This is a genomic window from Sorangium sp. So ce1504 (assembly GCF_051521635.1).
Classification (GTDB): Bacteria; Myxococcota_A; Polyangia; order Polyangiales; family Polyangiaceae; genus Sorangium; species Sorangium cellulosum_B.
This window is the reverse complement of sequence record NZ_CP150365.1, coordinates 2,977,847-3,002,694: the sequence shown is the minus strand read 5'-3', so window position 1 is coordinate 3,002,694 and position 24,848 is coordinate 2,977,847. Positions and strand designations below refer to the sequence as shown.

Here is a 24,848-nt window from a genome sequence, read left to right as displayed (position 1 = left end):
ACTTTCACCCGACGTCGTGCGCGCGCTTCACGGGCGCTCCGCTCCGGGCCGGCGGCGGCCCCGATCGCAGATCAGGCGACGGAGGACGCCGGCCGGCGGCCGGGCGCATTCCCGGGTGTGGCGCCGAAGCGCGTCGTCACCAGGTAGTCGCACCAGCGCTCCACGCTGGTGTGGATCGGCGGCATCACCAGGCCGACCGCGCGGGCGTGGGCGTCGGCCGCGCTGCGCGGCTCGTCCTCGGCACGATCCCGAGCAGCGTCGCCCAGCGCGCCCGCGAGCTCTTCGGGCTTCGGGTGTTCGCGCCCCCTTCGAGCTGCCCGCCGCCCAGGTCGTCGCCGTGTGGTCGCAGCGCCACGACGACGACCCGGCGCAGCGCTGGTTCCGCGACCACTTCTTCTCGGGCCGCGCCCTCTCGCCGCGCCTGCGGGCCCTGGTCCGAAGGGGCGCGGCTTGATCCGGGGATGTGCCGGCCTCCGTCTGCTTTCCGGAGCGGGAGTTCATGCCGCCGCAGCTCCGCGCCTTCATCGACGCGGTGATGGCGTGGGGAGGGGAAAATCTCCTCCCGCGAGCGGACGCGCCGAAGCCGAAGCGGGCGGCGAAGAGCGGCCTGCGCTCGCGCTCGAGCTCGCCCGGCGGCGCCCGGCGCGCCTCCGGATAGCCTCGCCCCGCAGGCTGTGGAGGGAACGCGGTCCTTCGATATAGCCGCTCACGACATCCGGGGGTGAGTGAAGTTCCATGGTGTCCTCGCTTTGCGCTCTCGTCAGTTGTGGTGCAGCTTCAGCATCGCTCGCCCCACGTCGGTGTCGGCGAAGTCGGGTATGCCGTCGGCGTCGGTGCTCGCGCTGAGGGCCCGGTGGGCATCATCGCTGGCACCGAGCTCTTGCAGCGTCAGCTTGGCGAGCACGTACGCGTCGCTCCCCAGCAGCAGGCGCCGCGGCTGCCTGTCCAGCGACGCGAGCTCGAGCAGCGCCTTCGCGGCCTTCTCGGGCACCCCGCGCGCCGCGCCGGGGTTGCCCCGGAGCCGCTTGTTGGTCGCGCCCACGGTGGCTTCGTAGTCGAGCTGCGACGGGTAGATCGTCATCGAGCTGCCAGCCCAGTCGGTGCCAAAGCCGCCCGGTTCGACGATGGTGACCTGGATGCCGAGCGGCGCGACCTCGTTGAGGACGACCTCGCTGAAGCCCGCGACGGCGAACTTCGCCGCCTGGTACGCGCTCAGACCCGGCGTGCCGCCACGCCGTCCGCCGATGGAGCTGATCTGCAGGATACGCCCGCTGCGCTGCTCGCGCATCACGGGCAGCACCGCGCGCGTGACATGTACGACGCCGTAGAAATTGGTGTCGATCTGCGCGCGGAAATCGTCGAGCGGGATATCTTCAGCCGAGTCGACGTTCGCGTAGCCCGCATTGTTGACGAGCACGTCGATGCGACCGAAGGCGTCGACCGCTTCCTTGACCGCGCTCACGGCCTGCTCGGGCTGCGTGACGTCGAGCGCCACTGTCTTCACGCGGTCGCCGTGCTGTTTCACGAGGTCATCGAGATCGGCGGGCTTGCGCGCCGAGGCGACGACGCGGTGCCCGGCGGCGAGCGCGGCGAGGGCGATGGCGCGGCCGAGCCCCCGCGAGCTTCCGGTGATGAACCATACTTGCGAGTTGTTCTCCGTCATGCACGAAACATCGTGCGCAGGGCGTCAGCGATCAAATCCGATCGCGCCACAGATGAATCGAATCGCGCCAGCGGTTCGGGGTCGTCCCCTCCCAGGCTCGGAACGCCCGCGTGAAGGAGTTGACCTCGTCGAAGCCGAGCAGGAAGGCGATCTCGTTGACGTCGACGTCGTCGGTGCGCAGGAGGCGCAGCGCGGCGCGGTGCCGGACCTCGTCGAGCACGCGCTGATAGCTGACCCCCAGCTCGCCCAGGCGCCGCTGTAACGTGCGCGTGCTGAGCGACAGCTCGCGCGCCACCTTCGCGATGCTCGGCCGCTCGCCCGCCATGCGGCGAGCGACCACCGCGCGGACCTGCTCGACGAACGAACCATGCTCGAGAGGCGCGAGCTTCTGGTCGAGGCTGGGGACGAGCACCTGCAACAGGTCGGCGTTGTGCGTGATGAACGGCGTCGTCAGGAGGCGCTCCTCGAGGACGAGCGCGTCGCGCTTCGCGCGGAACCGCAGCGGACAGCCGAAGAAACGCAGCAGCATCGGCTCGTCGCTGCGCGCGCGAGAGAGCTCGACGCGCTTCGGCGCGAGCGCGAGCCCGCTGCCTCGCTGCAAGAGCACGAGGAGCGAGGCGAGCGATGCGTCGACCAGACGCGGGGGCATGGGGCCTGGCGCGTGCAGGTAGGTCGTGTGGATCACCACCCCTTTCCCCGCCGTGTCGATGGCCATGTCCTTCGGCCCGCAAAGCCGCTTGTAGCGGGCGAGCTTGGTCAAGGCGGTGCCGAGGTCGGGAGAGTGCAGCGCCGCGAGCGACGAGATGTCGTACTCGTGCACCTGCGTCTCCATCGCCAGACGAAGCCCGACGTCGTGCGGCGACGACGCGCCGAGCGCTTCCCAGAAGGTGAAAAACTGCGCGGTGCTCAGCTCGCCGCTGGACGGCGCCCGCGCGGCGGCGGTCGCGTGGGGCACGTTCGCGCCGAGGCGCGCGAGCCGAGCGCGCACCGCTGACGAGAGGCGGACGACGTCACCGTTCATCGCGAAGAACCTACCGAGATCGAGCCGTCACGACCAGTCCGATCGCGCCAACCCGAGGGCGACGGCGCGGCTCAAGGTGCCAGCAAGCCCGCCGTCAGGGGTCGCGCGTCCGTCGGACGTTGTAGAGTTTGCCCCCGAACATGATGCTGCCGTTCGCCTCCTGCTCGTCGACGGCGACATCGAAGCTGAACCCATTTTTCTCAGATTGACGGTGCCCCCGGACGCATCGCAATCGCAAATGCGGTGTCGACACAGCTCGATGAATCCACAGTCGGTGGGCTGGTCGCCCAGCATGCACTCCCCTCGGGCCCAATTTGTAGTTCTCGACGTATCCCTCCCAGCGCGCGAGGAGCAGCGCGGCCGCGCTGGATTCCTCGTTTTCGGGGCCGGGTTCACCGCTGCCGATGGGCCGGTCCTGCGACTGACAGCCGGTGTTCCCGAGCGAGGCAGCCGTGACGAGCCCCGCAGGCTGTGGAGTGAAGGCGGCGCCTTCGATGCATAGATAAACTATTGATATGGCGTCGGTTTTTCAGGAGGGCCGCATCGCATGGAAGTTGTTAATACAGCGTCACTTTTCCAGGAGGGGAGCGGATGGCGGAAGGTGTTTTATGTGAACCAGCGCGTGCAGCGTGGCCGTACGGTGGGACCGGTGATGCCGCGAGCCCTTGACCGCGGGCGACGCGGCGGCGGAGGGCGCCCCGTTGGGCCACACCGGAGCCACCCTCGGCGGCGAAACAGGCGGGAATTATGGAAGTCGCTTCTGTTTCCGGCGACCGCTCGTCATCGACCGGTATTTCTGGCGGGACCGTTCCGCGGTGGCGAACCGTCGCGATCCGTCGCTTTCCCCGGAGTTTCAGGGGAGCGTGACGACGGATCACACCTCCTCGAAAGGCATGGGCCCAACCCCGGTCCAACCGGCGAGCGTGGGGCTCGGCGAGCTCGCCGTGACCGATCCGTCGCCTCAGGCGGCCGTGGTCACCTCGCTCGCGGGCCGCCTGAGCCGTGCCGTCGCCCTCGGGGATGAGGAGGCGGCCCGCGTCGTTCACGAGGCGATCGGACAGCTGCTCGGTCTGGCGCCAGCACCGCAGGGGCGAGCAAGCTCGCGCCGATAGCGTCATGCCCACCGCCGCCGGGAGGTGGCCTTCGAGGACCCGCACCGCATCGCGGAGCAGCACGCGCCGTCCCCCCACGGGCCTGTCGAGGCAACGCGATGGCACCTTCCAGTCCGCCGTCCTCTTCTCTATCGGCGCGAACCCCCTCAGCTTCGCCGGTGCGGACTCAACGGCGACGACAAGCGCGACCTGGTGGTCGCCAACCTTCGCTCCAGCAACCTGAGCGTGCTCATCGACATGACGCGCTGGCCGCCGCGGAGATGTGGCGCGTCATGGGGCTGGTCGATGAGGCCATCCACGCTGCGCTGCTCCCCATCTCGCCACCTGACCTGCCCGGTGGGCCCGACGTCTTCCTCGAGCACGAAGATCAGTGCGACGTACACACGCCGGCGGGCACCGCCGGAGCGATGGTGTGGATCTCACGACCCCGCGGAGGTCCCTCACCCCCCGAGTCGCTCGCGCCCGCCCGCACGATAGGCGTCGACCCAGGTCCACAACGTCTCCAGCGACACCATGACGCGCGCCGCGATCGCGCGCGGTGCCTCGTCTCCGCGGATCATCGCCAGCACGGCCGCCTCCCGCGCCGGCGCCGAGGCCGCGGACGCAGCGCCTTTGGCCGGCTCTTCCGCCTGTGTCGAGCGCACTTCGACGGGCGCGGGCGCAGGCGCCTCGGCTCGCAGCGCGAGCTGCTGGAGCGGCAGCCGCACCGCCGGATCGCCGAGCAGCACGTAGCCGCGGAGATCGTTGCGCAGCATCCACAGGTGGGCGCGTTCGGCGCGATCGGTGGGGTCGGCCCGGCCCGCCGCGCGCGCGTCGGCCTCGATCTGGTAGCTCTGCGCGAGCTCGTCGTTCGCGCCGCGGTAGAGCTCCATCAGCGCCTCCAGCGCGATCCCCGCGCGACTGCCGCGGACCAGCACCTCGAGGGGGCGATAGATACGGGACTTCTTGCCCTCCGACAGGCTCGTCGTGCCCGAGAAGCTGTAGGTCCACGCAAGGTCGACGTGACCGATGATCGCGAGCGGCCCCGCCGGGTTGGCGAGCGCGGTCTGCGGCAGGGCCGCGACGAAGGGGCGCTGGCCGGACGCGGGGAGACTGCGCAACACGGCCTTCAGGCTGCCACCATAACGATCCTCCTGCGCGAGCTGCGAGAGCCACGTGTGATAGACGCTCGCCGCCGGCGTGCCCGCGCCCAGGCAGGCCAGGTAGAACCACATCCCTCCCGGCAAGAACGTCTGGCCCCGCAGCCGCTCGGCGTCGAGGATCTCGTCGTGGCCGATCACGAGCGCACCCTGGCGTCGCCAGGAGTCCTCCTCCCTGCGCCAGCCACGCCGGGGCGCGCCCAGCCCGTGGCTCACCGAGAGCAGCACCGAGGGCCGCGCGCCGCCGCCCCCGGCGAGCAGGTCGTCCACGCTGCCGGCGGAGACCTCGCGCACCGAGGCTGCGGGGAGCTTGCCTCTCTCGCTCGCTTCGGTCGATGTGGCCAGGCTCGGGCCGACGAGCCTGGCCTTGCCCGTGACCGTGGCCGCCGAGCCGTCGGGCGTGACATAGAAGAGCAGATCCGGCGAGGCCTCGGGCGTGCCGCGCCGCGCATAGCGAACGACCTTCTCGGCATAGGCGGCATAGCCGGCAAGATCGGTGTCTCCCGCGCTGTCCGCGAAATGGATGCGCCCCGCGAGCGCGTCGTTGGCGAGCGCGTGCTGGAGCTCCAGCGAGGTGTGATGGAGGTCGCCGAGCATCATCAGGTAAAGGGGCCTGTCCTCCTCCGCCACCTCCTCGGACCAGTAGATCTCTCTCCGGAAGTCCGCCGATCGCTTCGCGTCCATCCCTTGCGGCACGCGATATACGCGCGCGGGCGCGCCCTGCTCGCCTTCGCGCAGCGCGACGAGCGGCTGGACGGCCTCCATCATCCGGTCGCCCTCCCGGCCCTCGGGCGCGATCACGGCCCATCTCTGGAGGGTCAGGTCGTTGCGATCGGCGTCGGTGCGCCGCCAGTGGTTGGCGTCGCGGCCCTTCCTGGGCCTCGGCGCGCTCTGGGCGGTGTCGCCAGGCAGCCCCTCGTCGAGCACGGGGCGGCGCTCGTCGGCGTCGGCGAGCAGGAGGTCGAGCCGGTTTTCGTGGGCGTTCATGGTCGCTGGCTGCTGGATGGCGACGGCTCGGCGCTCGGGTCGACAGGATCCGTGTCCGCCGCGGCGCCCGCTCTGCCCCGGCGCAGGCCGGGGCGGCCGGCGCGAGCGGCGGGCTGGTTCCGGCTGGAGCGCGGCTCCTGCTCTCGCTGGAGGAGGACCGAACGCCGCACGCTCTGCCGGGCGAGCTGGACGCGCTTGCGCAGGTTCTCCTCCGATTCGAGCAGGAGCGCAGCCATCTCCGCGTACGACAGCTCTTCCTCGACGCGCAGCAAGAGAGGATCCCGCAGCGTCGGAGCCAGGGCGCGAACGGCCCTCTCCAGCCGGGCGAGCGTCTCCCGTTCAAGGAGGGTCCGCTCGGGATCGCCCGCAGCGGCGTGGGGGGCCGCCGCGAGCTCGCCGAGATCCTTGTCCACGAGCAGCAGGAGTCTTCCGCGCCGCGTCCGCTCGCGATGGAGGTCGACGCAGGCATGGCGCACGATCGCCTGAAGCCACGCCGCCGGCCTTCGGACGCCCTCTGCGGGGGCGGTGGCCCGAAGCATCGACACCGTCGCTCGGCTGAACGCTTCCTCACCGTCCTCTCGGCCGAGAGAGCGCCGGCAGGCGCGGAGGAGCTCCTCCCGCTGCTCGACCCAGCAGCGCAGGAGCGCGCCGACGGAGGGATCGCGGAGGGGTTTCGCCTGGAATGCCCGGTCGAGCGCGGGCCGTCGCTCGGCCGCGCCGTGAGAGAGGCCGGAGGGCGACGGCGCTACCACCTCGTCACCGCCGGAACCACCCAGAAGCGGAGATTCGATATCACGCCGGTACTCGCTATCGCGGTGCCGCTGGTGTCCGGGGAAGGGGGCGTGTGTCACGAGGCATCCTCCACCGCGAAGGCGTCGAGCTGAGCCGCGAGCTCCTCCAGATCTCCGGTGGTGGCCGCGATGTGGCCCGTGCCGGGCAGCCCGCCGCCGTTGCCCCAGATCTCGATCTCGCTACTCTCGACCCCGGCCGCGAGGACTGCCAGGCTGTCCGGGGGCGCCGGGCGTTGATCGTAGAGCCAGCGCAGCAGCATGCGGTGGCGGAAGTCGAGGCTCGAGAGGGCGACGAAGAGGCCGGGCTGGACGCGCGGCCGCGCCAGGAGCTCCTCCATCCAGAGCGGCGGCCGGGCGCCGTCAGCGCCGAGGGGGCCGTGGATGTGATCGTCCTCGGTGAGCAGCGGCGGCGAGAAGATGGGGCGCGGCTCCGCCGAGTAGCCGCCATAGAGTCGGAGCACGACGATCTCGCTCTCGAGATCGAAGCGCCTCGGCATGACGGGCTCCATCTTCCACGCGGTCGCCCCCGCGGCGCGCTTGACGATGCGCGGCTTGCCGCCGGCGCCGAGGAGCGACGGCTGGATGGCGTAGACGGTCCGCTGCGGCAGCTTCTGCGCGATCGCGTGCTCGAGGCAGGGCCGCCAGAGGAGCGTGATGTGGACCCCCGGCCGGACGAAGCGCGCGAGCGCGTCGACGAGCGGCGGGGCCGTCGCCCCGGGCGAAGCGGTCAGCGCCTGCTGGAAGAGCGAATGCAGCACATCCTGCCCGAACCGGAGCACGCAGCGCTGCGTGAGCGCGCTCAGCGACATACCCCGCGTCGCCGGCTCACCGCTCTCCTGCATGAACTGCTCGAGCTCCCTCTGGAGCGCCGCGCGATCGTCCTCGAGATCGCCGAGCACCATCGTGAACGGCCGCTCGAGCAGGCTCTGGAGCGCGGGCGCGAGGGCCTTCGACCTGCTCTTCTTCCCCGGCCTCGCCACGCGGCGGCCCTGGAAGTTGAAGACCACCGAGTCCGAGCCGCGGAGGTACAGGACCGGCGAGAACGCCTCTGCGCTCTGGGAGAGCAGCGTCCGCCGCGCCGCCGCCACGCTCGCGCCTATGTCGCCCTGGTTCAGCGAAGCGCCTGTCAGCGCGCGGTAGAGCTCGGTCGAGCAAGCGCGCGCCACGTCGGCCCTCACCGGCCAGAGGTGCGCCACGACGGCATCCGCGCCCGCCCTGGCCAGGATCTCCGCCGCGCTGCCGAGCGCCCCGGCCCTGGCGCCCTCGCAGGCCTCGAGGATCACGAGGCGCAGCTCCTCGCAGAACGCCGCGGAGAGCTCGCGCCCCAGCGCCTCGGCGGTGATCCATGTCTCCTCACCGTCCTCGTCGTCTGCCAGGCGCAGGACGGGCTTGCCCGACAGATCCACGCCGCCGTGACCGAGCCAGTGCACGACGTGCGGGCTCTTGCCGCGCCGGAGCCTGTCGAAGAGCACCCGCGCGCTGATCTCCTGCCCGGCGATCGGATCGAGCCACTCCACCTCGCCGGTGTCGATCGCCGGGGCGAGCGCCTCGCGCAGCACGTCGAGGGCCCGCTCGCCGGTCCCCGGCGCGATCCCGAGCACCCGGACGGCGCCCTTGACCTCACGCGGCTCCCAGGGCTCCGACGAGGTGACGCCGCGCGCGAAGAGCACCCTGGGGTCGGTCCCCAGAAACCCTTCGGACGTCCCCGGCCTGCAGAGCGCCTCCCAGGGGATGGTCTGGAGCGCTTGATCGCGGACGAAGAGCCGCACCAGGAGCGGCCCACCCTTCGACGCCTCGCCGAGCCGCACGAGGACGTCGCGCAGCTCCCCCTTGAAGACCTCCTCGTGGAGCACCTGGGAGTCGCTCACCGCCGCTGGATCGAGCGATTTACCGCCGCGGACCGCCCTCCCCACCTTGCTCGCGAACGTCTGCAGGGCATCGAAGCCCTGCTCGGGAGATATCGCGTGCGCCGGGGGGCGCTCTCCCCGGCTGCCACGCGCGCTGACGCGCACCTCAGTACCGCTGATGTCGAGCTCGATCTCCAGCCACATCGAAGGACAAGCCTCGCTACGTTGCGCTCCCTGCCGTGTCTGACTCCTTGGTCTTTTAGAACGTAGCGGACGAGATTCTCATCTGAAAAATAATTAAGGACGCATCAGCGGGCTCGGCCATGGGACGTGATTAAGGATGTCCACCGGCAGGCGTGCGCGCGTGGAGAACGGATACGATCATGGGATTCATCAGCGATTCTCGTTCACGATGGCTCGGCAGATACATGAACCCGCGTCCCATCCGTTGTCGTGACGGCTTCCACGTCGTCTCGGCGACGCGCGCCGGAGACGCGAGAGCCTGCGTTGTCATCGTGCCCGGCCCGGCCGCCAGCGCGGCGTGGGCGGACGCTGCGTTTGCCGAGATCGAGCGGGTCCACGCGCTCCTCGACCATCCGCTCATCCCGAAGGTCGCGGCGCGCGGGGTCGCCGACGGGACGCCGTACATCGAGCTCGCCTGTGACGCCGTGATCGATGGCGTCGACCTCACCAGCCTCCTGAACGACGCCGGATGGAAGGTGCCGCCCGGGAGCGCGGCTGGCCTGATCGCGAGCCTCCATAAGGCGATGCAGGCGGCCCACGCTGTGACCGACCCGGAGCGCGGGCGGCCCGTCTGCATCGGTCGTGTCTCATGCGCTGACGTCCTCTTCTCGCGCGAAGGGCACTGGTACCTTATCGGCTATGGGAGGGATGCTCCGCTCGAAGGAGCCGGACAGGAGCAGGTCGACAGGGTCCTTGAGTTCCAGGCGCCCGAGGTGGCCGCAGGCGGCGCGCCGACCCCGGCGGGCGACGACACCGCGCTGTCGCTCCTCGCGCTGTCGCTCCGCCACGCGGTCCAGGGCAGCGCGGCGAGCGCGCGCGATGTCGCCCGGGACACCCGCGCCATGGACCTCGATCCCGCCGAGCGTCTGGAGGGGCGCGAGCGGCGCGTCCGCCGCGCGCCGGCGCAGGCGCGAGGGAGCGCCGAGGGCGCGGACGCCGCGTCGGACTTTCTCCGTCTCGTCGTGCCCTGCGGCGAGGCGCCTGATCCTGAGGGGTTCGCGTCGCTCGTCGCCAGCCTGCTCACCGGTCGGGCGCTGCCGCTCCTCTCGAGCGACGCCGCGCCGGCGCGCCCCCCCACGCTGTTCCTCGGCTTCGAGGTGCGCTGGATCGCGACGGAGGACGGCGTGAAACACACGCTCGGGCACGCGCTCAGCCGCATCGTGACGGCCCTCGTCGACCGGCACGACGAGGCGCCGGACGCCTCGCTCTCACTCCAGGAGCTGCTCGACGCCGGCTGGCCCGGCGAGCGGCCGGTGGCGGACGCGGGGGCCAACCGCGTCTACGTGGCGCTGACCCAGCTCCGCCGCATGGGGCTCAGGGACGTCATCCAGCGCAGCGAGCACGGGTATCGCCTCGCGCCGCGCGCCGTCATCCGGTTCGTCTCGCCGAGGACCGAGCGCGCGCGATCTCAGGTCACGCGCTCTGCCCCGTGATGGAGGCGGCGCGTCGCTGGCGCCGCTACTTCGCCTTCGGCCCGGCGAACGTCTCCGCCACCTTGAGCACGAGCCGCTCGCTGAAGCCGGCGATGAACGCGATCGCGAAGGCCTTGCTGTTGTCGGCATCGCCGAGGTTCAGCACCTTCGACTGGAGGAACGCATAGGCGGCGAGCCCGGGCAGCGCCCCGAGGACGGCGCGAGAGAGGGTGACCCGCTCGTCCGAAACCTGAGCGTGGATCCTGGCCCGGAGGGAGGAGCTCTTGAGCGATCGAGCAGCGCTGAAGATCGCTCCCAGGGCGCCAAAGGAGAAGACACCGAGGAGGGTCCGGTACCCCCAGGCAGGCCATTCTTGGACGGGAGCGCGCGTCGTGGCCGTGAGCGCCACGAGCAGCAGCAGGATGAGCAGGGCGAGCAGCGCGAGCGTCCAGAGCTGGTCCCTGAGGAGCCGGCTCCTGAGGTCGACGCGACCGTGGCGGCGTGGCCGCAGGCCGAGGAGCCGCCGGGCCGTGCGTGGCGGCTCGGCGGAGCGTCGGGCCGGCGGGGCGTCGAGCTCCTCTTCGGCCATGCGTACCGCTACGGCAGCTCGCCGAGCGCCTCGAGCCCTGCCTTGCAGTAGGCCTCGTACAAGCGCTGGAGCTCTTCGCGCGTGATACCGTATCTCTCGGCGATCTTCTTGTCGCCCTCCTCCCCGACGATCTTCTCGTGGACGGCGCGCTGCATGCGCGCCGCGTCCCGCGCGCGGGACGGCGCGGGCGGAGCGGCGGGCACCGGCGGGAGGCCCGCGTGCACCTCCGCCGGCGCGGGCGCGGCCCTGACGGCTCCCCTGTCGCGGTGGATCGCGAGCCGCGCCGCCGGATCGCCCAGGAGGACGTACCCCGCGAGATCCTCGCGCAGCATCCACAGGTTCGCCCGCCGCTTCGCGCGGCCCTGGTCGGGGGCGAGGGGCTTACCCGCCATCTCGGCCCTGGCCTCCTGGTTGTACATCGCGGCGAGCTCGTGGTTGGCGTTCCCCAGGTAACGGAGGAGCTCGTTGGTCGAGTTGCCCGCGCGCGCGCCCTTCACCAGCGAGCTGAAGACGCCCTCGAAGCGCGACGCCCGGTCCTTGCCGTCGGGCCCCATGTCCTGGAAGCTGTAGGTCCAGGCCAGATCGATGTGGGCCATGACGGCGAGCGGGCCCCGCGGGTTCGCGAGCGCGGCCTGCGGCAGCGCGGCGATGAAGGGCCGATCGCCCGGCCTGGGCAGGCCGGCGAGCACGCCGTCGACGCGCCCGCCGAAGCCGCCCGCGTCGCGCAGGCTGGCGAGCCAGTGGTGGTAGGCGCTCGCCGCCGGCGTCCCGCCGCCGTAGCACGCGAGGAAGAACCAGATGCCGCCGGGCAGAAAGGGCCTGTCGCCGAGGTCCTCGGCCGCGATCCGCACGCCGCAGCCCAGGCTCATCGCCCCTTGCACGGCGCGCTGCTCGTCCCCCGACGACCATCCCCTGCGGGGCGCGCCCAGGCCGTGGCTCATGGTGAACAGCACCGACGGCTCCGGCCTCTCGATCTGCTCGAGGAGCGCGCTCCTCGCCGCGTCGGCGCCTTCATAGCCGATCTCCTCGATGTCCCTCGCCTTGAAGCCGCCCCTCCGCTGGGTGTCGCGGCACCGCTGAACGCTGGGCGCGACGAGCGCTCTGTGGCCGATGGAGGTCGCCGCGGTGCCGTCCTGCGCGGTGAAGAACAGCGCCCGCGCCTGCGCCTCCACCGAGGGGGCCCGCTCCGAGGAGAGGAGCTTGTCCACGTACGCCGCGTAGCCCGCGGCGGACCGGGACACCAGGCGACCGACCAGCGCCTCGCTCGCCATGGCCTGCTGGAGCTCGAGCGAGACCTCATCGAGGTCGCCGAGCACGAGGAGATACCGCGGCAGATCCTCGAGCGCGACCGACTCGTCATGATAGACGCTCTTGCTCCACCGGATCGCCGCGTCCGCGTCCATGCCGGCGGGGACGCGATAGGGCACGACGGGCGCGCCCTGGTCCTGTTCCCGCTTCCGGATCAGGGGCTCGACGAGCGCGAGCAGGGCGTCGCCCGCGGGCCCCTCGGGCGCGATGACGGACCAGCGCTGGAGCGAGAGATCGTTGGGATCGTCCGAGAAGTCGGCGAAATCGTGGACCAGGTCCTCACCCCCGGGCTGCGCCTCGTCCGCGGCGGACTCGAGCGGCAGCCCCTCTTCGAGGACGGGGCGTTGATCGTCGGCATGGCAGAGGAGCAGCTCGATGTCGGACATGGCTTCTCCTCTCAGCGCGCCGCGCTCTCGGGGGGCACGCGCGCGGATCCCAGCGAGCGGAGCTCTCCATGGTCCCAGTGCACGAGCCACATCGCCGCGCCGCCGTCCTCGTGCGCGTCGAGGAGCACGGCGGTGAAGCGCTGGAGGGTCCTCGCCGCCCTCTGCTTCTCGGGCAGGAGCCTGGGGTTCTGGCGCAGCTCGTCGATGAACTCGGCCCAGGCCTCGTCGCCGGCGTCGGAGCGCGGGAGCTGCATCAACCAGATCCACGTGCCCGTGTTGGCGAAGACGAGCCCGTCGGCCGCCTTCCAGCGGGCCGCGTGGGTGTGGCCGATCACCACCGCGCCGGCGTCGAACTTCCTCGCCAGGCGCTGGGCGTCGGCCCACTCGGCCTCGTCGGGCTCGAGGTGGAAGTACTCGTCGCCGAGGGTGCCGGCGAGCCTCCTCTGCACGCCCGCGTAGAGCTTCAGGCCGGCGCGCGCGAGCTTGAGGCTCGCTGTCGACATCGCCTCTTCGTCGGCGAACGCGGCGGGCCCGTCGCCGAGCGTGGCCTCGACCGCCGCCGCCTCCTCGGCCCCGAGGCCGGCCTCCGCGAACCTCTCGGCGAGCCCGAGATCCTCCTCCTCCTCGGCGAAGGAGGCCGCCGACCCCGCCTTCTTGAAGAGCTGCCAGGCGATGTCGAGCGAGGCCGCGCTGAAGAGCTGCTTCACGATCCCGGGCGCGACCGCGAGCGCGGCGAGCGCCGCGCCCTGGAAATCGGGCTTGAGCAGGCTCACGAAGCGGAGACCGTGGCGGCGCGCTATCGGGTTCATGAGCTGCTTCACGAGGACCGAGCCGGCCGCGTACCTGAACCGGTCGAGCCGGGCCAGGCGCCCGTAGTCGACCTTGTTCCAGTTGTCGCTGTGCTCGCCGTGGGTGACGAGGATCCGGGCGCCGCCCACGTCGAGGATCGCAGGGGCGTCGCCCAGCTGGAAGGCGAGGCGCGCGGCGACCGCGGGCGGCTGCTCCATCGCCGCGCGCAGGATCTCCTGCACCTCCGGGACGGCGAGCTCCACGTCGTGGTTGCCGAGGCGGATGATGACCTCGCCGCCTCGCGCGAGGACGCGCCCGAGCGCCCTGAGCACGGCGGCGCTCTCGGGCGCGGCGACGATCGCGCGGGCCTGCGCGGCGGCGCGCGCCCGATCGAGCTCCAGCGGGTCTTCGTTCATGAGGAAGTCGATGCCGTCGCCGTTGACCACGACCCGCGCGGGCTCGCGCGCGATCACGTCGAGGAGCGCGGGCAGCGCCTCGCCCCCGGCGAAGACGTCGTAGTCACCCCCGTTGCCGAGGTGCAGATCACTGAGGATGAGGGTACGCATGGCGTTGTCTCCCGGGTTCATCGAGCGCCCTTGAGCGCGGCCAGGCGGATCGCCGCGGGCGGCGCCCAGTCCGCCGGGTGCGGGCGGTTGTGCAGGCCCTGGGCCGGGCTCCACGACATCCTCGCGTTGCCCTTCGGGTCGCAGAAGACGTCGAGCAGCGGCCGGTTGTCCGGGGCGTTCGGGGTCGGCGCGTCGGACTTCGAGTTGATGCACCACGTGGGCTCGATCCGATCGTGGAAGGGCGCCCCGCGCAGGGAGCGGAGCAACCAGGAGATGGGGAGTCCCTCGTCCTCCATCGACATCCACGCCGAGCGGTGGAGGAGCTTGCCGTCGCCGCGGCTCCGGAGGAGCAGCCGGGCGCGCCCGCGCGGCTTCACGTCGCTCTTGACCGTCCCGAGGCCGTCGATCCTGGCGATGCCGCGGAACAACCATTGACCTTTGGAGAGCGCCGGCGGGATGAAGGGCCACCAGTGCGACTCCCAGAGCATGCGCGCGCCCCTGGCGGAGGTGGGGTGCACGACGGGATCGTTGAACGAGGTGGTGGTGTCCCAGAGCTGCCATTTGCGCTCGATCGGGTGCTTGCGGAGCACCATCGCCACGTGCCCGCTCCCGGCCCCGGCGGCTCCGGACGCCGACCAGAAGAGGCACGAGCCGACAGTGACCTTCTCCCAGAGATCGTCGGGCCAGTCGGCGAGCACCCTGGGGACGTCGGTCCAGCCGTCGCCGAGCCTGGCCGCGGCCGGCTGCGCGTCGGTCCCGCAGCCGATGTCGCCGTACGGGCCGCCGTCCCAGCCGCCGAGGCAGAGCGCGGTGGTCACCGACTGCTGGCACTGCCCCACGATCGGGTAGCGGCCGCCGTCCTTGATGGCCCCGGCGACCCTCTTCTGCGCACCGTAGAAGTACGCTGGCATCGTGTAGGGGATGCCGGTCTGGTGCTCGGCGATGGCCCGCGCCCAGTCCTCGCCGTCGCCCGCGGCGGTGTCGTAATCCTCGTGCGAGAAGATGTCGTCGATACCCTCCCTCGCGCGGTAGACGAGGAATTCGGCGAGGCCCTCCGCGTCCTCCGGTCCGCGGAGATCGTGCTCGGGGGCCTCCAGCAGGTTCACGGTGCGGACGAGCTGCGGTGGCGGCTCGTCGTCGGCGAACGCGACCGGGCGAGCCAGCCACTCCTCGGGCGGCTCGGCGGGCGCCGGGTCCATGTCCACCCACGCGGGGACGCCCGCCTGCGGCGGGACGCCTTCATCGCTCTTCTCTGCGGTCATCGGTGCTCCTCCTCTTCTGTTCGATTCGATGTCTCCGCGCCTGCCGCCCGGGTCGCCGCGCCCGCGACGAAGGCCGCGTCGAGGGCCGCGAGCGTCGCCGCGCCGATCACGCCGTCGGCGGCGAGGCCGCGCTCGGCCTGGAACTGCTTGACGGCCGCCTCGAGGCCCGGACCGAACGCGCCGTCAGCGCCGCCAGGCACGCTCTCGCCCAGCGCGATCAACGCCTCCTGCAGCGCCTTCACCCCTGGTCCCCTCGCCCCTCTCCGGAGCGCGCCCCGGCCCGAGGCGACGCTCTCCAGATCGGGTTGCCCGGCGAGGGGGGCGCGCGTGAGGCGCGGATCCTTCGGCGGGCTCGGCGCCTCTGGCGGGGGCGCCGCCGCGGGCGCGTCCGCCGCGGCGGCGAACGGGTCATCCGCCGGAGGCCCCGCGGCCTGGAGGAAGGGCTCGTGCAGGCAATCGAGCCCGTCGTCCTTCAGGTGCTGGAAGTAGAGCCGGAACTGCCTGAAGTCCGGGATCCACCTGTGCTTGCGCGCCTTGCCGTAGAAGTAGCGGCCCACGAGCGCGGCGAGGCGCCGGTCGCGCTCCTCGGACGGCGACCCGGGGCCGAGCTGCGGTACGGCCCACTCGAGACACCCGATCACGTACCCGGGCGCCCAGTGCTTGAGGTGCGCGATCAGGTTGAACAGCGCCTGCGTCGCGATCGCGTCGGCGCCGCAGATGTTGCCCGAGCCATCCATGAACGTGCGGAGCTGGGCCTCGGTCACCGCGTCGCGCGTGGCTGGGTTCCTGGCCAGGTCGATCAGCCGGTGGAGGAGCGGGACGGAGCGGCGCAGGATCTCGAGCGCTTCCTTGCCTCCGGTGACGACCATGCCGGAGTCGAGATCGACGACGTCGTACACGTTGCTGCCGCGGTAGCGGACGCCGGCGGCGCCCAGCGCCTCGCGCACGGCGTCGTTCGCGGTCGCCCGCTCCATCACCTTGCCCAGCCAGCCGCGGCCGCCCCAGCCCGTCCCCCAGGTGACGATCTGGTTATCGTAGGTGTTGATGGCGGCCGTGCTGCCCTCGCGCGCCTGGAACGCGCGAAAGGCGAGGATCTTCCGCCGATCGGCGGGGCTCGCCTTCGCCGCCCGGGCGTCGAGATACCTGTGCAGGTAGGCGAGGTGATCCTTGTCCGCGCTGCCCGTGTACACGTGCCCTGCGCCCCAGGGCTTGAGCCCCGGCTCGACCGGCACGGCGGCGCGGCTCTGCGCGATCTCGGCGGTGAGATCCTCGGGCAGCGCGCTCCCTGCCTCCACCGCGCCCGAGCCGCGCGCGTGATCCTCCCAGACCGGGAGATCGCCGTCCGCGAACGAGAGGGCCCCGCCCCGGCCCCCCCTGGCGCGGGCGGGATCGAGGCCGGGCGCGGGGAGCGACAGGTCGGCGTACGCGGCGGACGATCGGAGCTCGGCCACGCCCGCGAGCGAGGTCTGGATCTGCTCCAGCAGCGCGGCGTGGAGCTCTCCGCGCCGGGCCTCCTCGATCTCGTCGAGCCCGATCTCCCAGGTGTACGACGCGCCCTTCCCGCGCAGGATCCGGTGCGCGAAGAGCGCCGGATCGAGCGTGGGAAAGTCTCCGAGCGCGAAGGCCGAGGTGCGTGAGAGCAGGGCTCGCTCGACCTCCTCCGCGTCGCCCCGCGCGGCGGCGATTTCGAACAGGAAGACGTTCCGTGACATAACAGGTCCCTTTCGGCGGTGACGTCTCCCTATGAAACCGACGAGACCGAGCGTCGTCATCTTAAGAGAAATTAAACTTGTGTTCCTTCAAGCTATCCTGCGATCAACGAAGCCGCGGGCGCGCCTCTGCGAAGATGGCATCGTGAGCAACTCGGACCCACCAGCCTCGACCGTACGCGCGCGAAGAATCACATCTGGTAATCAGGACCATAGAGCCAGCGCTTGGTTTCATGCTGGGTTTCCCAGGCTGCCGCCGCGCTCCTCTTCATCCCCGTGGCCGGACGCGGCAGCCCTCTGATGCCCTTCGCGCCGCTGCCTTTCTCCGTGTTATTGCGCCAAAACCAGTTGTGATCGTGTGTGTCCACGTCGGAGAACTGCCATCCATGCGGCGCCTGATTTGGTATTGGCGTTGGCCTCGAGTAGATCGTCTTGTACACCACCAGAGGAGAGCCTCCGTCCGTCGTTTCGGCATAGCACTCGAGTCTTCCGCCCGCATTTCTCAGGGGGCCTACATTGCCCCTATCCTGGTATGCCTTCACACTGTAGCGGCAAGGCCTCTTTGCCGACACCCATGCTTTTACATGACTCTCTACCTCGCGCTCGTGCTCGCCATTGGCATGACCGGTGATCGGGAAGAGGTTGGTATCGACGTCAGGGCCGCCGAGGTTGTCGTTCAGCAGGTGGCCGCGCACCCAGCGCTTTGATCCCGGGTCCCAGTGGGCCTTCAGGCCATCGAACAGGTCCTCCATCTCCCGGCTGGTCGTGTGGTTTCCTGTCCTCAGATCGGCCGGGTCGAGGTCCGCTTCCATTTTTTTGCCGACGACCTGGCTGGCCAGGTTCCCGCTGGCGTCGTTGTATTCAAAATCCTGCGTCGTCCACTTCACGACCGTCTTCCGCTGGATGACGTGGACTCCGCTATTGTCGAGACCTACCGGACTGCCGTCATGAATCGCGACCGCCCCTGCGGCCGCCCTGGCTCCCAGCGTGTCCGCCTCCGCCTCCAGCGCCGGCGCGTCGTTGAGCCCTATCCCCTTGTACTGCGCCGTCGCCTGCACGCGCCCCGCCCGCTGCTGCACCACGTGCGCGAGCTCGTGCCCGAGCAGCTCCTGCCCCTGCCTCGTCTCCGGCGCCCACCGCCCCGGCGCCACGTGGATCTCGCTCCCCTGCGTGTACGCGAGCGCTCCCAGCGCCGCCGCGCGCGACGATCTCGGGTGCACCCGCACGCCGGAGAAGTCGGTCCCGAACGCCGCCTCCATCTTGGCCTTCACCGGCGACGGGATCCCCGTGGAATTGACGGCGCGGTCCGGTCCGCTCCCGCCCCCCACGCTGGGCCCAGTGGCCGCGCCCGCAAAGAACTCAGCCCCGAACGCGCGCTCCAGCGCCGCGCGCGCCGGCTCGGTCGGCGGTCGCGCCGACGTCATCGTCCTCCTCTGCATGGGCAGCGGCGCCGGAGCGCGGGCCCGCGACGTGCGAGCGGCGCTCTGCGAGATCTTCGGAGTGGACCGGTCAACAGCGATTTGCATGAGACTCTCCTCGGCGCGGGCTGAGAGACGAGGCGGCCCCGCGCGTCACCGCCAATCGTGCGATCAACGAAGCCGCGGTCACCACTCCACGCAGAGCGGCGCCTCCATCCAGGGCAGCTTCACCCAGCTCATCCCCCAGGGAAACCGATCCAGCACCACGTCGTGAGAGGCCCGCTCCACGCGCAGGAACCACGCGCCGTCGCGGACGCCGAGCGCGCCCTTGCGAATCAAGAACGAGCCACGGAATCCGGCGATCGACATGTCCCTCAGGATCGGGGCGCGCTCGATCGCCGCCGTGAGCAGGTGGATGCACTCCTCGGTCTCCGCCTCGGTGACCGGAGGACCGAAGTCGAAGACCTCGGTCCTTCGCATGCCGCAGAGCACCCGCGCGAGGGGAAGCTGGTGCTCGGTCGGCTCGAGATCCCCCGTGCAGAGGTGCTGGAGCAGGCCGGCCGCGCGGTGGAGAGCGCGCTGATCGGCTATCTGCCCGTCTGCCATCAACCCCAGGCGCTCGAACAGGTGCCCGAGGAAGGGCCAGAGCACCACCAGCCCGGCGTTGTCCACGTAGGCCTCATCGGAGTCGCCGTACGCCGGATCGACGGACAGCTCCTCGTCCGCGGCCCTGGCCCCCGGATCGCGCGACGGAGCCTCTCCCTGCGTCTGCCGGACCGGCCTCTCTACGACCGCGCCGGGGCTCTGCCCGACCGCCCCCAGCGCGCCTACGCCGGGGCTCTGCCCGACCGCCCCCAGCGCGCCTACGCCGAGGCTCTGCCCGACCGCCCCCAGCGCGCCCGGCCAGACCGATGGGCTCGGCCCCAGGGGCGCGTGGAGCCCCGCGAGGAGAGACTTGAGGGTCACGCCGGCCTCCAGCGCGATCCGGGCCAGCGCGTCGCGCCAGAAGCCCACGCGCCCGTCGCTCGGGCTCTCCTCGACGCACGCCGTCCGCAGCGCGCCCGTCCAGACGCACGTCCGGAAGCCGACCGGCGTGGCCCCAGCGACCGCCCGGTGCGCGCGCAGCAGGGCTCCGAGCTCCACCGGCATCGAAGAGAGGTCGGCCTGCGAGGACGCCACGAGAGCGTCGAAGAGCGCCCAGAGCCGCGCGTCGTGGCCGTGGCGGACGATCCTCGTCAGCGCGCCGGGCTCGCGCTCGAGCGCCCGTATCAGCGCCGCGAACGGGCGCGCCGCGCGCTGGAGGAGCAGCCCCAGAGTCTCGTCCAGCAGCCGCGGTCGCGTGGTGTCCGCCCACCAGGGGAGGGCGCCGGTGCGGGCGAAGAACGCCACGAGCTCCAGCCGGGAGATCACCTCGGGATCGCTGCCCCGGAGGGCGCTCTTCTCGTCTTCCTCGCGGATCCGCGCGGCCAGCGCCTCCTGCAGCAGCGGACCGAGCTTGTCGACCAGATCGCGCTCCAGGTGGTCGGGATCGAGCCGCCCGAGATCCACCTCGACCAGCGCGATCCGCTGGAGGCGGTCCGGCGCGCCGAGTTCGGTGCAACACCGATCGATGAGCGCCTCGAGGCGCTCAGCGTGGATGCGGCCGAGCTCGGTTTGCAGCCGCCACGCTGCCTCGTGATCCTGGACGGTCACCTCCAGGATCTGCCGGCGGATCTGGTGGCGCGGCGCGGTCACGGCGCCGTGGCCGGGGGTTCGGGGGCAGAGCCCAGCTCGCTGGACGAGCCCCCATCGGTGACCGATGTGATCGCGACCGATCGCTTGACGGGCCACCCGATCCCGGTGCGAGCCTTGATGGCCATCACGTCCACCGCGCCGCCGACGGGCAGCGGCGCGATGTCCACCAGGGGATCGAGCGGGCGCTTGTGCGCCGGGTCCCCGCCCGCGGGCGCAGCCGGATCGCGCGTGATCACGAGATCCATCTCGACCCGGAGCCCCCGGCGAGGAACCTGCTCCGACCCTTCCGGCTCGGTGGCCGCAATACCCTTGTTCAACGACGGGTTGTGCTCGTCGAGCCGGTGGAAGTACGCCGGTAGGCCCAGCTCGCTGGCCTCGTTGCTCGGGTAGAAGTGGTAGAAGACCCCGGGCTGGCCGCCCGAGACGAGCAGCGTGCCGCGGGTGCCGTCGGCGCTCGCTGACAGCGCGAGCTCGAGCGCGGGCACCGACTCCGGCCTCACCAGGACGACCACCGCCTGCTCGAGCTGCACCGCGGACTCGAGCGGCGCGCCGGCCTCCGTGTGGATCTTGCGCGCCTGCACCACGACGATGCTGTCGTCCTCCAGCGGCCCCACGCCGAGCTCGAGGACGCCGCCGTTGCCCGGCATCGCGTCCCCGTGCTGCACGGAGCCGGCCGGCGCCTGCCAGAGCGCGGGAGGACGCGGGGTGTACACCTCGACGCCAGACGTGCCGGGGACGGCGATCGCCCTCTGGGTGGGCCCCGCGCCGGGCACGAAGTCCACGGTGGAGAGCGCGCGGACGTGGGCGCTGTAAAGCACGCTCGGCTGGCTCGCGGCGATGGTGATGGTGGCGCTGCCCTGCGGCAGGACCGGTGCTCCGACCGCCGACACCACGAGATCCCGATCGGCGCGGACCGCGATCGGCAGCTCCGTGGTGAGCACCGCGTTCAGCGGCTCGCGCCCTTCGCTCGCGTCGAACGTCCTCTGGACGTCGACCCGGATCACCGTGTCTTCGGTCACCCGACTGGCCGTCAGCGTGATGGCGCCGTCCTTGTTCCCGCTCACCCGCTCGGGGGGCGTCATGGGGATCGGGCGCCCCGCGCCGTCGATCAGCCCGTACGTCGCGCCCGCCTGGCTGTCCGAGATGCTCACCACCACGCGGCTCCCGTGGTCGACGAGGCGAGGCACCGGGGCGATCTCGGGCGTCGAGACGGGGAGCCCCGTGGCCAGCCCGACCTTCACCGTCGCGGTCTGGAGCAGGAAGGTCGCGCGCGTCAGGGGATCGAGCTTCCTCGCGTGGACCCTGAAGGTCTTGTCCTCCTTGTCGATGATCGGCCCCTTGAGGACCGCCGTCTCCCCGGTCCCGTCGACGGAGCAGGCGGGCGCCACCGCCGCGTCGCCGTCGAACAGCTCGTACCTGACGCCTGCCTGGGCGGGATCGATGTCGATCTCGCAGGGAGCGCCCACGTCCACGGTGAGCTGCGCTTCTTGAACGTTCACGTCCCGGATCGGCGTGGTCTCCCCGATCTCCAGGAGGTCAATGAGCCGGTCCCGGGCGCAGCGCACATCGATAGGTCTCGCGATGGTCATGGTTTTACGAGCTCTGCCCCTCCAGGTTCACGCCCAACGTCGCGGCGAGGACCTCCCGCCGCTTCTGCAACCACTGCCCGTGAGCCGTCCGGAACGCCGCCCAGGCGTCGGCCGCCATCCAGAGCACATACGGTGTCAGGTGCGCCGGCGTCTCCGCGCGGAGGGCCTGCTCGACGAGCTGCTTGAACGCTGGATCGCTGAAGCGCCCCACCCCGTCGGGGAGGACGAACGTCAATCGCAGCGAGTAGGGATCCTTCTCCCGCGCGGCCGAGAGCAGCGCGGGCGGCACCTCCGTGGGCGCGTCCGTCGGCGCCGGGCGCTCCTGCGTCTCGTCGCCCGACATCGGACGGAGCAGGATGTGCTCGACGACGGTGATCTCCTCGTCTCCGGCAAGACCGAGCGAGATGCGGAGCCGCTCCTCTAGCCCCGACATGTTGGCGAGGCCGCCGGGCGCGAGGCAATCGAACCCCGTCCCCCGCGCGCTGCTGATCCGGGGATATCGCTGCAAGAGGCGCTGCTTGCGCCGCGCGCGCTCCGCCTGAGAGCTCGGCGTGGAGGCCGCCTCGTGATCGCCGATCGGCTCGGCGAAGCGGGCCAGGAGGTGATTCAAGAAGCGGTTCTTCCGCTCCAGGGAGGCGACCTCGGCCGGGCTCTCCACGAGGTCTCTGAGCCGGGCCCGGTGCCCGTCGTCGAGCGCGCAGATCTCCTCGAGCCGGAGGCCGGGCTGGTCCAGCGCCTGCGTGAAATACGTCCGCGTGTCGCCGCCGTGGGAGAACAGATCCTTGACGTGGGCGAGCTGCGCGAACGAGCTGGCGAGGAGCTGATCGAAGAACATCAGGTACGCCGCGAGCTGCCTCGCCTGCGCCTTGCGCGCGGGCGTCGCCGAGTCCGGGAGCCCCATCTCGCCGATCCCGTAGAGCATCGGGAGGTGCTGCTGCACCGAGGTGTACGCGCCGGCGTTCCGGTCGCGCCCCGCGGGCACCGCGAGCGCGCTGTCGCCCGCGCCCCGGGGGGCGTCCGGCGCGCCCTCCGGCTTCGATTGGGCGATCACCCTCCCGGCGCTCATCAGGGTGATCATCGATGCATCGAAGTTCATCCTCGGGACACGAGCCGGGTCGACCGGCAGGGACCAATCCTCCTTGGCGCCGCCCGTGGAGACGCGGATCCGGCTCACCGCCCGCACCGCCGCGACGCTGGTGACCGCGCGCATCAGATCGGAGGTGTGGATCACGGTCCGCAGCGTCGCGCTCGCCAGTGCCTCGTCGGAGATGAACCCGCGCTCGAGCCGGGGCCCCTCGAACGTCGCGTCGACGCTGATGCCCGCGTCCAGCGTCTGCGAGAGCGTCGCGAAGGGGACGGGCGGCGAGATCTCGTCGGCGATCGCGCGGCCGATCTCGTTCAGCAGCGCCGCGGGGTTGTCCACCGGCGTGATCTCCACGATGGCCTCGACCTGGATGAGCTGCGGCTCCAGGACCGAGATCTCCGCGAAGTCCTCGCACAGAGGGCGGCTCTGATAGAGCCTTCGAGCGACCCTGGCCCTGACCTGGGTGCTCTGGCTGCGCTCCGACGCCTCGATGAGGACGCGGTAGAGGCCGCGCAGGCGGACCGGCTCGGAGGCGCCGTCCTTGGGCGCGAGGCGGAGCTCCTGCTCCACGGGAAGATAGTAGAGCTGGAGCGCTTCCGCCGTGGCCGGCTCGACCCACGCGTTCTTGACGCCGTCCACGTCGAGGACGAGCCGGCGGAGATCGGCCGGCGTCACCGGGTGAGAGGTGAGGATCTCCGCCGGCAGGTGGAGGCTCCGGTACGGATCGCCTCCGCCGTCGGCGAGCAGATCCGGGATCTCGTACCCGGTGCGGTAGCCGAGATCCGAGAGAGCATAACAGAGCTGCTCCAGGATAGTGATCCCCGGATCGTGGGCGTTGAAGTCCGTCCATTGCCCGCCTGTCATCCGCTCGAGCTGGCGGATCCCTTCCCTGCGCAGAAATTCGTAGTCCATCGTCCCGGCTCCAGTCCTCTCCCCCGTTCACCACGTCGTCGGCTGGCGAGCGCCTCCTCGCCCGGTCAGAACGGGAGCTCCAGCACCGTCACGGAGTAGAAATCATTGCCGTCCGTAGCGGTGTCCCCCGTTCCGGCAGCGAGCCTGATCGTGTGGATGCCCGCCGCGATGTTTTTGACCACCCGCGGCTCGGCGATGAACCCGTAGTGGGTCCACGTGTTGGACGCCCACCCTAACGCGGTGCCGACCAGGTTGCCGTCGATGCTGAAGTCCATCTGGATCCTCCCCCCCCCATTCGTCCGGAACGCCGATCCGGACACGAGCAGGAGCAGCGTGCCGCCGCTCGACTGGAACTTGTCCGAGACGGGCAGCGCTCCAGGCCTCTGTGTGATGATTTGGGAGACGTTCCACATCGTGCTCCGGAGAGTCCCATTCACCTCCACCTTGCCCGTGAACTTCGAACCTCCCTCCGCGAAGAAGGTGATCTGCCGCTTGGCCACGTCGGTACCGTCCCCGGCCCCCACGATGTCGAGCCCGCGGGACCAGCGCTTATAGGCAATCGTGCCACTACTGGTCTCCCTGTTGGTATCATCCGCGCCGAACACCAGCGCCAACCCGCTCGCCAGCGAGAGGCCGTCCAGTGGGGTCGTCATCCCGATCCCCACTTTGCCGTCCTTGATCACGAGCATCGCGGTGCCGCCGGTGCCGGGATCGAGCAAATTTCCGCTGTGCGTGCCGCCCTTATAAAAGGCAAAATTCGAGTAGCTGCGGAAGTACACGGTGTTGGACTGGACGCCGATTCCGTACGTTTCATCATAGAGGTTGAGCACCTGGCCAGTGCTGGAGCCGAAGCTCAGGCGCGCCTTGCCGTCGGCGCCGTCGACGAGGACGCTTCCCGCTACCCGGAGCTTGTAGCCGGCCGGATCGGCCGTGCCGATACCCACGCCGCCGGTCGCGCCATCGATGAAGAGGCGGTTCTTGCCGTCGCCGTCGCCGATGCCAAGGCCCTTCTTGCCGCCGGCTTGCAGGCCCAGCACCCAGGCGGGCTTGGTGTCCGTCGCGAAGCTCTCGTAGAGGTGGATCGCCGGCTTGTCGCCGACCGTCGACGCCGCGATCTGCACCGGCTGATCGGCCGACTTGACGAGCCCGTCGTCCTTCTGGTTCAGCGCGGCGTCGATGAGATCACTGAAGTTGCCCGCCGTCGGCAGGGCGTTCTTGACGAAGTACGCCTTCAGCTCCGTACGGCTCTTCTTGTTGATTTCCATGGTGTGCGATTGCCTCTCTCAA

The 24,848-nt window shown here is 71.0% G+C and carries 19 protein-coding genes; 3 read left to right on the top strand and 16 right to left on the bottom strand.

All coding sequences use genetic code 11. The annotated features are described in order from the left end of the window. Positions 1 to 184 precede the first annotated feature (184 nt). A complete protein-coding gene (locus WMF39_RS11630) occupies positions 185 to 391 on the bottom strand; it encodes a hypothetical protein (RefSeq protein ID WP_437745600.1) in 207 nt (68 codons plus the stop codon). 72 nt (positions 392 to 463) lie between these two features. Here WMF39_RS11630 and WMF39_RS11625 point away from each other — a divergent pair, with 72 nt between their 5' ends. Continuing rightward, entirely contained in the window at positions 464 to 658 is a 195-nt protein-coding gene (locus WMF39_RS11625) for a hypothetical protein (RefSeq protein ID WP_437745599.1), read from the top strand. A gap of 102 nt (positions 659 to 760) precedes the next feature. Here WMF39_RS11625 and WMF39_RS11620 read toward each other — a convergent pair whose 3' ends face one another. Continuing rightward, complete coding sequence (locus tag WMF39_RS11620; RefSeq protein WP_437745598.1) at positions 761 to 1,663, bottom strand: SDR family NAD(P)-dependent oxidoreductase; 903 nt, start codon at positions 1,661 to 1,663, stop codon at positions 761 to 763. Between the two features lie 31 nt (positions 1,664 to 1,694). Further along, positions 1,695 to 2,684: an AraC family transcriptional regulator ligand-binding domain-containing protein gene (locus WMF39_RS11615; protein ID WP_437745597.1), complete on the bottom strand. Its 990-nt coding sequence runs from the start codon at positions 2,682 to 2,684 to the stop codon at positions 1,695 to 1,697. A gap of 893 nt (positions 2,685 to 3,577) precedes the next feature. Here WMF39_RS11615 and WMF39_RS11610 point away from each other — a divergent pair. After that, positions 3,578 to 3,796, top strand: a complete 219-nt coding sequence (locus WMF39_RS11610; RefSeq protein ID WP_437745596.1) for a hypothetical protein — start codon at positions 3,578 to 3,580, stop codon at positions 3,794 to 3,796. Between the two features lie 440 nt (positions 3,797 to 4,236). Here WMF39_RS11610 and WMF39_RS11605 read toward each other — a convergent pair whose 3' ends face one another. Genes WMF39_RS11605 through WMF39_RS11595 form a run of 3 tightly spaced genes read right to left on the bottom strand, consistent with a single transcriptional unit; the run spans position 4,237 to position 8,764 of the window. After that, the gene (locus WMF39_RS11605; RefSeq protein WP_437745595.1) at positions 4,237 to 5,922 is read right to left on the bottom strand and encodes a hypothetical protein; all 1,686 of its coding nucleotides are present in this window, start codon (positions 5,920 to 5,922) and stop codon (positions 4,237 to 4,239) included. Further along, positions 5,919 to 6,773 carry an RNA polymerase sigma factor gene (locus WMF39_RS11600; protein WP_437745594.1) on the bottom strand — a complete coding sequence of 285 codons (855 nt, stop codon included), beginning with the start codon at positions 6,771 to 6,773 and terminating at the stop codon, positions 5,919 to 5,921. Before WMF39_RS11600 ends, WMF39_RS11605 begins: the two co-directional genes overlap by 4 nt. After that, complete coding sequence (locus WMF39_RS11595; protein WP_437745593.1) at positions 6,770 to 8,764, bottom strand: CHAT domain-containing protein; 1,995 nt, start codon at positions 8,762 to 8,764, stop codon at positions 6,770 to 6,772. Before WMF39_RS11595 ends, WMF39_RS11600 begins: the two co-directional genes overlap by 4 nt. A 224-nt stretch (positions 8,765 to 8,988) precedes the next feature. Between WMF39_RS11595 and WMF39_RS11590 the strand changes: the two genes are divergently transcribed. Further along, complete coding sequence (locus WMF39_RS11590; RefSeq protein WP_437745592.1) at positions 8,989 to 10,236, top strand: hypothetical protein; 1,248 nt, start codon at positions 8,989 to 8,991, stop codon at positions 10,234 to 10,236. Positions 10,237 to 10,261: 25 nt separating this feature from the next. Here WMF39_RS11590 and WMF39_RS11585 read toward each other — a convergent pair whose 3' ends face one another. The 10 genes from WMF39_RS11585 to WMF39_RS11540 form a co-directional block, all read right to left on the bottom strand. Then, positions 10,262 to 10,804, bottom strand: coding sequence for a hypothetical protein (locus WMF39_RS11585; protein WP_437745591.1), 543 nt, complete (start codon positions 10,802 to 10,804; stop codon positions 10,262 to 10,264). 8 nt (positions 10,805 to 10,812) lie between these two features. Next, positions 10,813 to 12,498, bottom strand: coding sequence for a hypothetical protein (locus WMF39_RS11580; protein ID WP_437745590.1), 1,686 nt, complete (start codon positions 12,496 to 12,498; stop codon positions 10,813 to 10,815). Positions 12,499 to 12,509: 11 nt separating this feature from the next. After that, positions 12,510 to 13,853 (bottom strand): metallophosphoesterase, encoded by a 1,344-nt coding sequence (locus WMF39_RS11575; RefSeq protein WP_437745589.1) that lies wholly within the window; start codon positions 13,851 to 13,853, stop codon positions 12,510 to 12,512. A 17-nt stretch (positions 13,854 to 13,870) separates the two neighbouring features. Further along, positions 13,871 to 15,115: a hypothetical protein gene (locus WMF39_RS11570; protein ID WP_437745588.1), complete on the bottom strand. Its 1,245-nt coding sequence runs from the start codon at positions 15,113 to 15,115 to the stop codon at positions 13,871 to 13,873. Then, a complete protein-coding gene (locus WMF39_RS11565; protein WP_437745587.1) occupies positions 15,112 to 16,827 on the bottom strand; it encodes a peptidoglycan-binding domain-containing protein in 1,716 nt (571 codons plus the stop codon). The genes WMF39_RS11570 and WMF39_RS11565 overlap by 4 nt, the downstream gene beginning before the upstream one ends. A gap of 188 nt (positions 16,828 to 17,015) precedes the next feature. After that, positions 17,016 to 18,095 (bottom strand): eCIS core domain-containing protein, encoded by a 1,080-nt coding sequence (locus tag WMF39_RS11560; protein WP_437745586.1) that lies wholly within the window; start codon positions 18,093 to 18,095, stop codon positions 17,016 to 17,018. A gap of 333 nt (positions 18,096 to 18,428) precedes the next feature. Next, positions 18,429 to 19,976 (bottom strand): contractile injection system tape measure protein, encoded by a 1,548-nt coding sequence (locus WMF39_RS11555; protein WP_437745585.1) that lies wholly within the window; start codon positions 19,974 to 19,976, stop codon positions 18,429 to 18,431. Next, entirely contained in the window at positions 19,973 to 21,565 is a 1,593-nt protein-coding gene (locus tag WMF39_RS11550; protein WP_437745584.1) for a hypothetical protein, read from the bottom strand. The genes WMF39_RS11555 and WMF39_RS11550 overlap by 4 nt, the downstream gene beginning before the upstream one ends. A 4-nt stretch (positions 21,566 to 21,569) precedes the next feature. Then, on the bottom strand, positions 21,570 to 23,561 hold the full coding sequence (locus tag WMF39_RS11545) for a hypothetical protein (protein ID WP_437745583.1): 1,992 nt from the start codon (positions 23,559 to 23,561) through the stop codon (positions 21,570 to 21,572). A gap of 65 nt (positions 23,562 to 23,626) precedes the next feature. Next, positions 23,627 to 24,826 (bottom strand): hypothetical protein, encoded by a 1,200-nt coding sequence (locus WMF39_RS11540; protein ID WP_437745582.1) that lies wholly within the window; start codon positions 24,824 to 24,826, stop codon positions 23,627 to 23,629. Between the last annotated feature and the right edge of the window lie 22 nt (positions 24,827 to 24,848).

Coding starts and splice junctions, on each gene's coding strand:
- WMF39_RS11620 (WP_437745598.1), bottom strand. CDS start 1,663: ATGACGGAGAACAACTCGCAAGTATGGTTCATCACCGGAAGCTCGCGG.
- WMF39_RS11615 (WP_437745597.1), bottom strand. CDS start 2,684: ATGAACGGTGACGTCGTCCGCCTCTCGTCAGCGGTGCGCGCTCGGCTC.
- WMF39_RS11610 (WP_437745596.1), top strand. CDS start 3,578: ATGGGCCCAACCCCGGTCCAACCGGCGAGCGTGGGGCTCGGCGAGCTC.
- WMF39_RS11605 (WP_437745595.1), bottom strand. CDS start 5,922: ATGAACGCCCACGAAAACCGGCTCGACCTCCTGCTCGCCGACGCCGAC.
- WMF39_RS11595 (WP_437745593.1), bottom strand. CDS start 8,764: ATGTGGCTGGAGATCGAGCTCGACATCAGCGGTACTGAGGTGCGCGTC.
- WMF39_RS11590 (WP_437745592.1), top strand. CDS start 8,989: ATGAACCCGCGTCCCATCCGTTGTCGTGACGGCTTCCACGTCGTCTCG.
- WMF39_RS11585 (WP_437745591.1), bottom strand. CDS start 10,804: ATGGCCGAAGAGGAGCTCGACGCCCCGCCGGCCCGACGCTCCGCCGAG.
- WMF39_RS11580 (WP_437745590.1), bottom strand. CDS start 12,498: ATGTCCGACATCGAGCTGCTCCTCTGCCATGCCGACGATCAACGCCCC.
- WMF39_RS11575 (WP_437745589.1), bottom strand. CDS start 13,853: ATGCGTACCCTCATCCTCAGTGATCTGCACCTCGGCAACGGGGGTGAC.
- WMF39_RS11570 (WP_437745588.1), bottom strand. CDS start 15,115: ATGACCGCAGAGAAGAGCGATGAAGGCGTCCCGCCGCAGGCGGGCGTC.
- WMF39_RS11565 (WP_437745587.1), bottom strand. CDS start 16,827: ATGTCACGGAACGTCTTCCTGTTCGAAATCGCCGCCGCGCGGGGCGAC.
- WMF39_RS11550 (WP_437745584.1), bottom strand. CDS start 21,565: ATGACCATCGCGAGACCTATCGATGTGCGCTGCGCCCGGGACCGGCTC.
- WMF39_RS11545 (WP_437745583.1), bottom strand. CDS start 23,561: ATGGACTACGAATTTCTGCGCAGGGAAGGGATCCGCCAGCTCGAGCGG.
- WMF39_RS11540 (WP_437745582.1), bottom strand. CDS start 24,826: ATGGAAATCAACAAGAAGAGCCGTACGGAGCTGAAGGCGTACTTCGTC.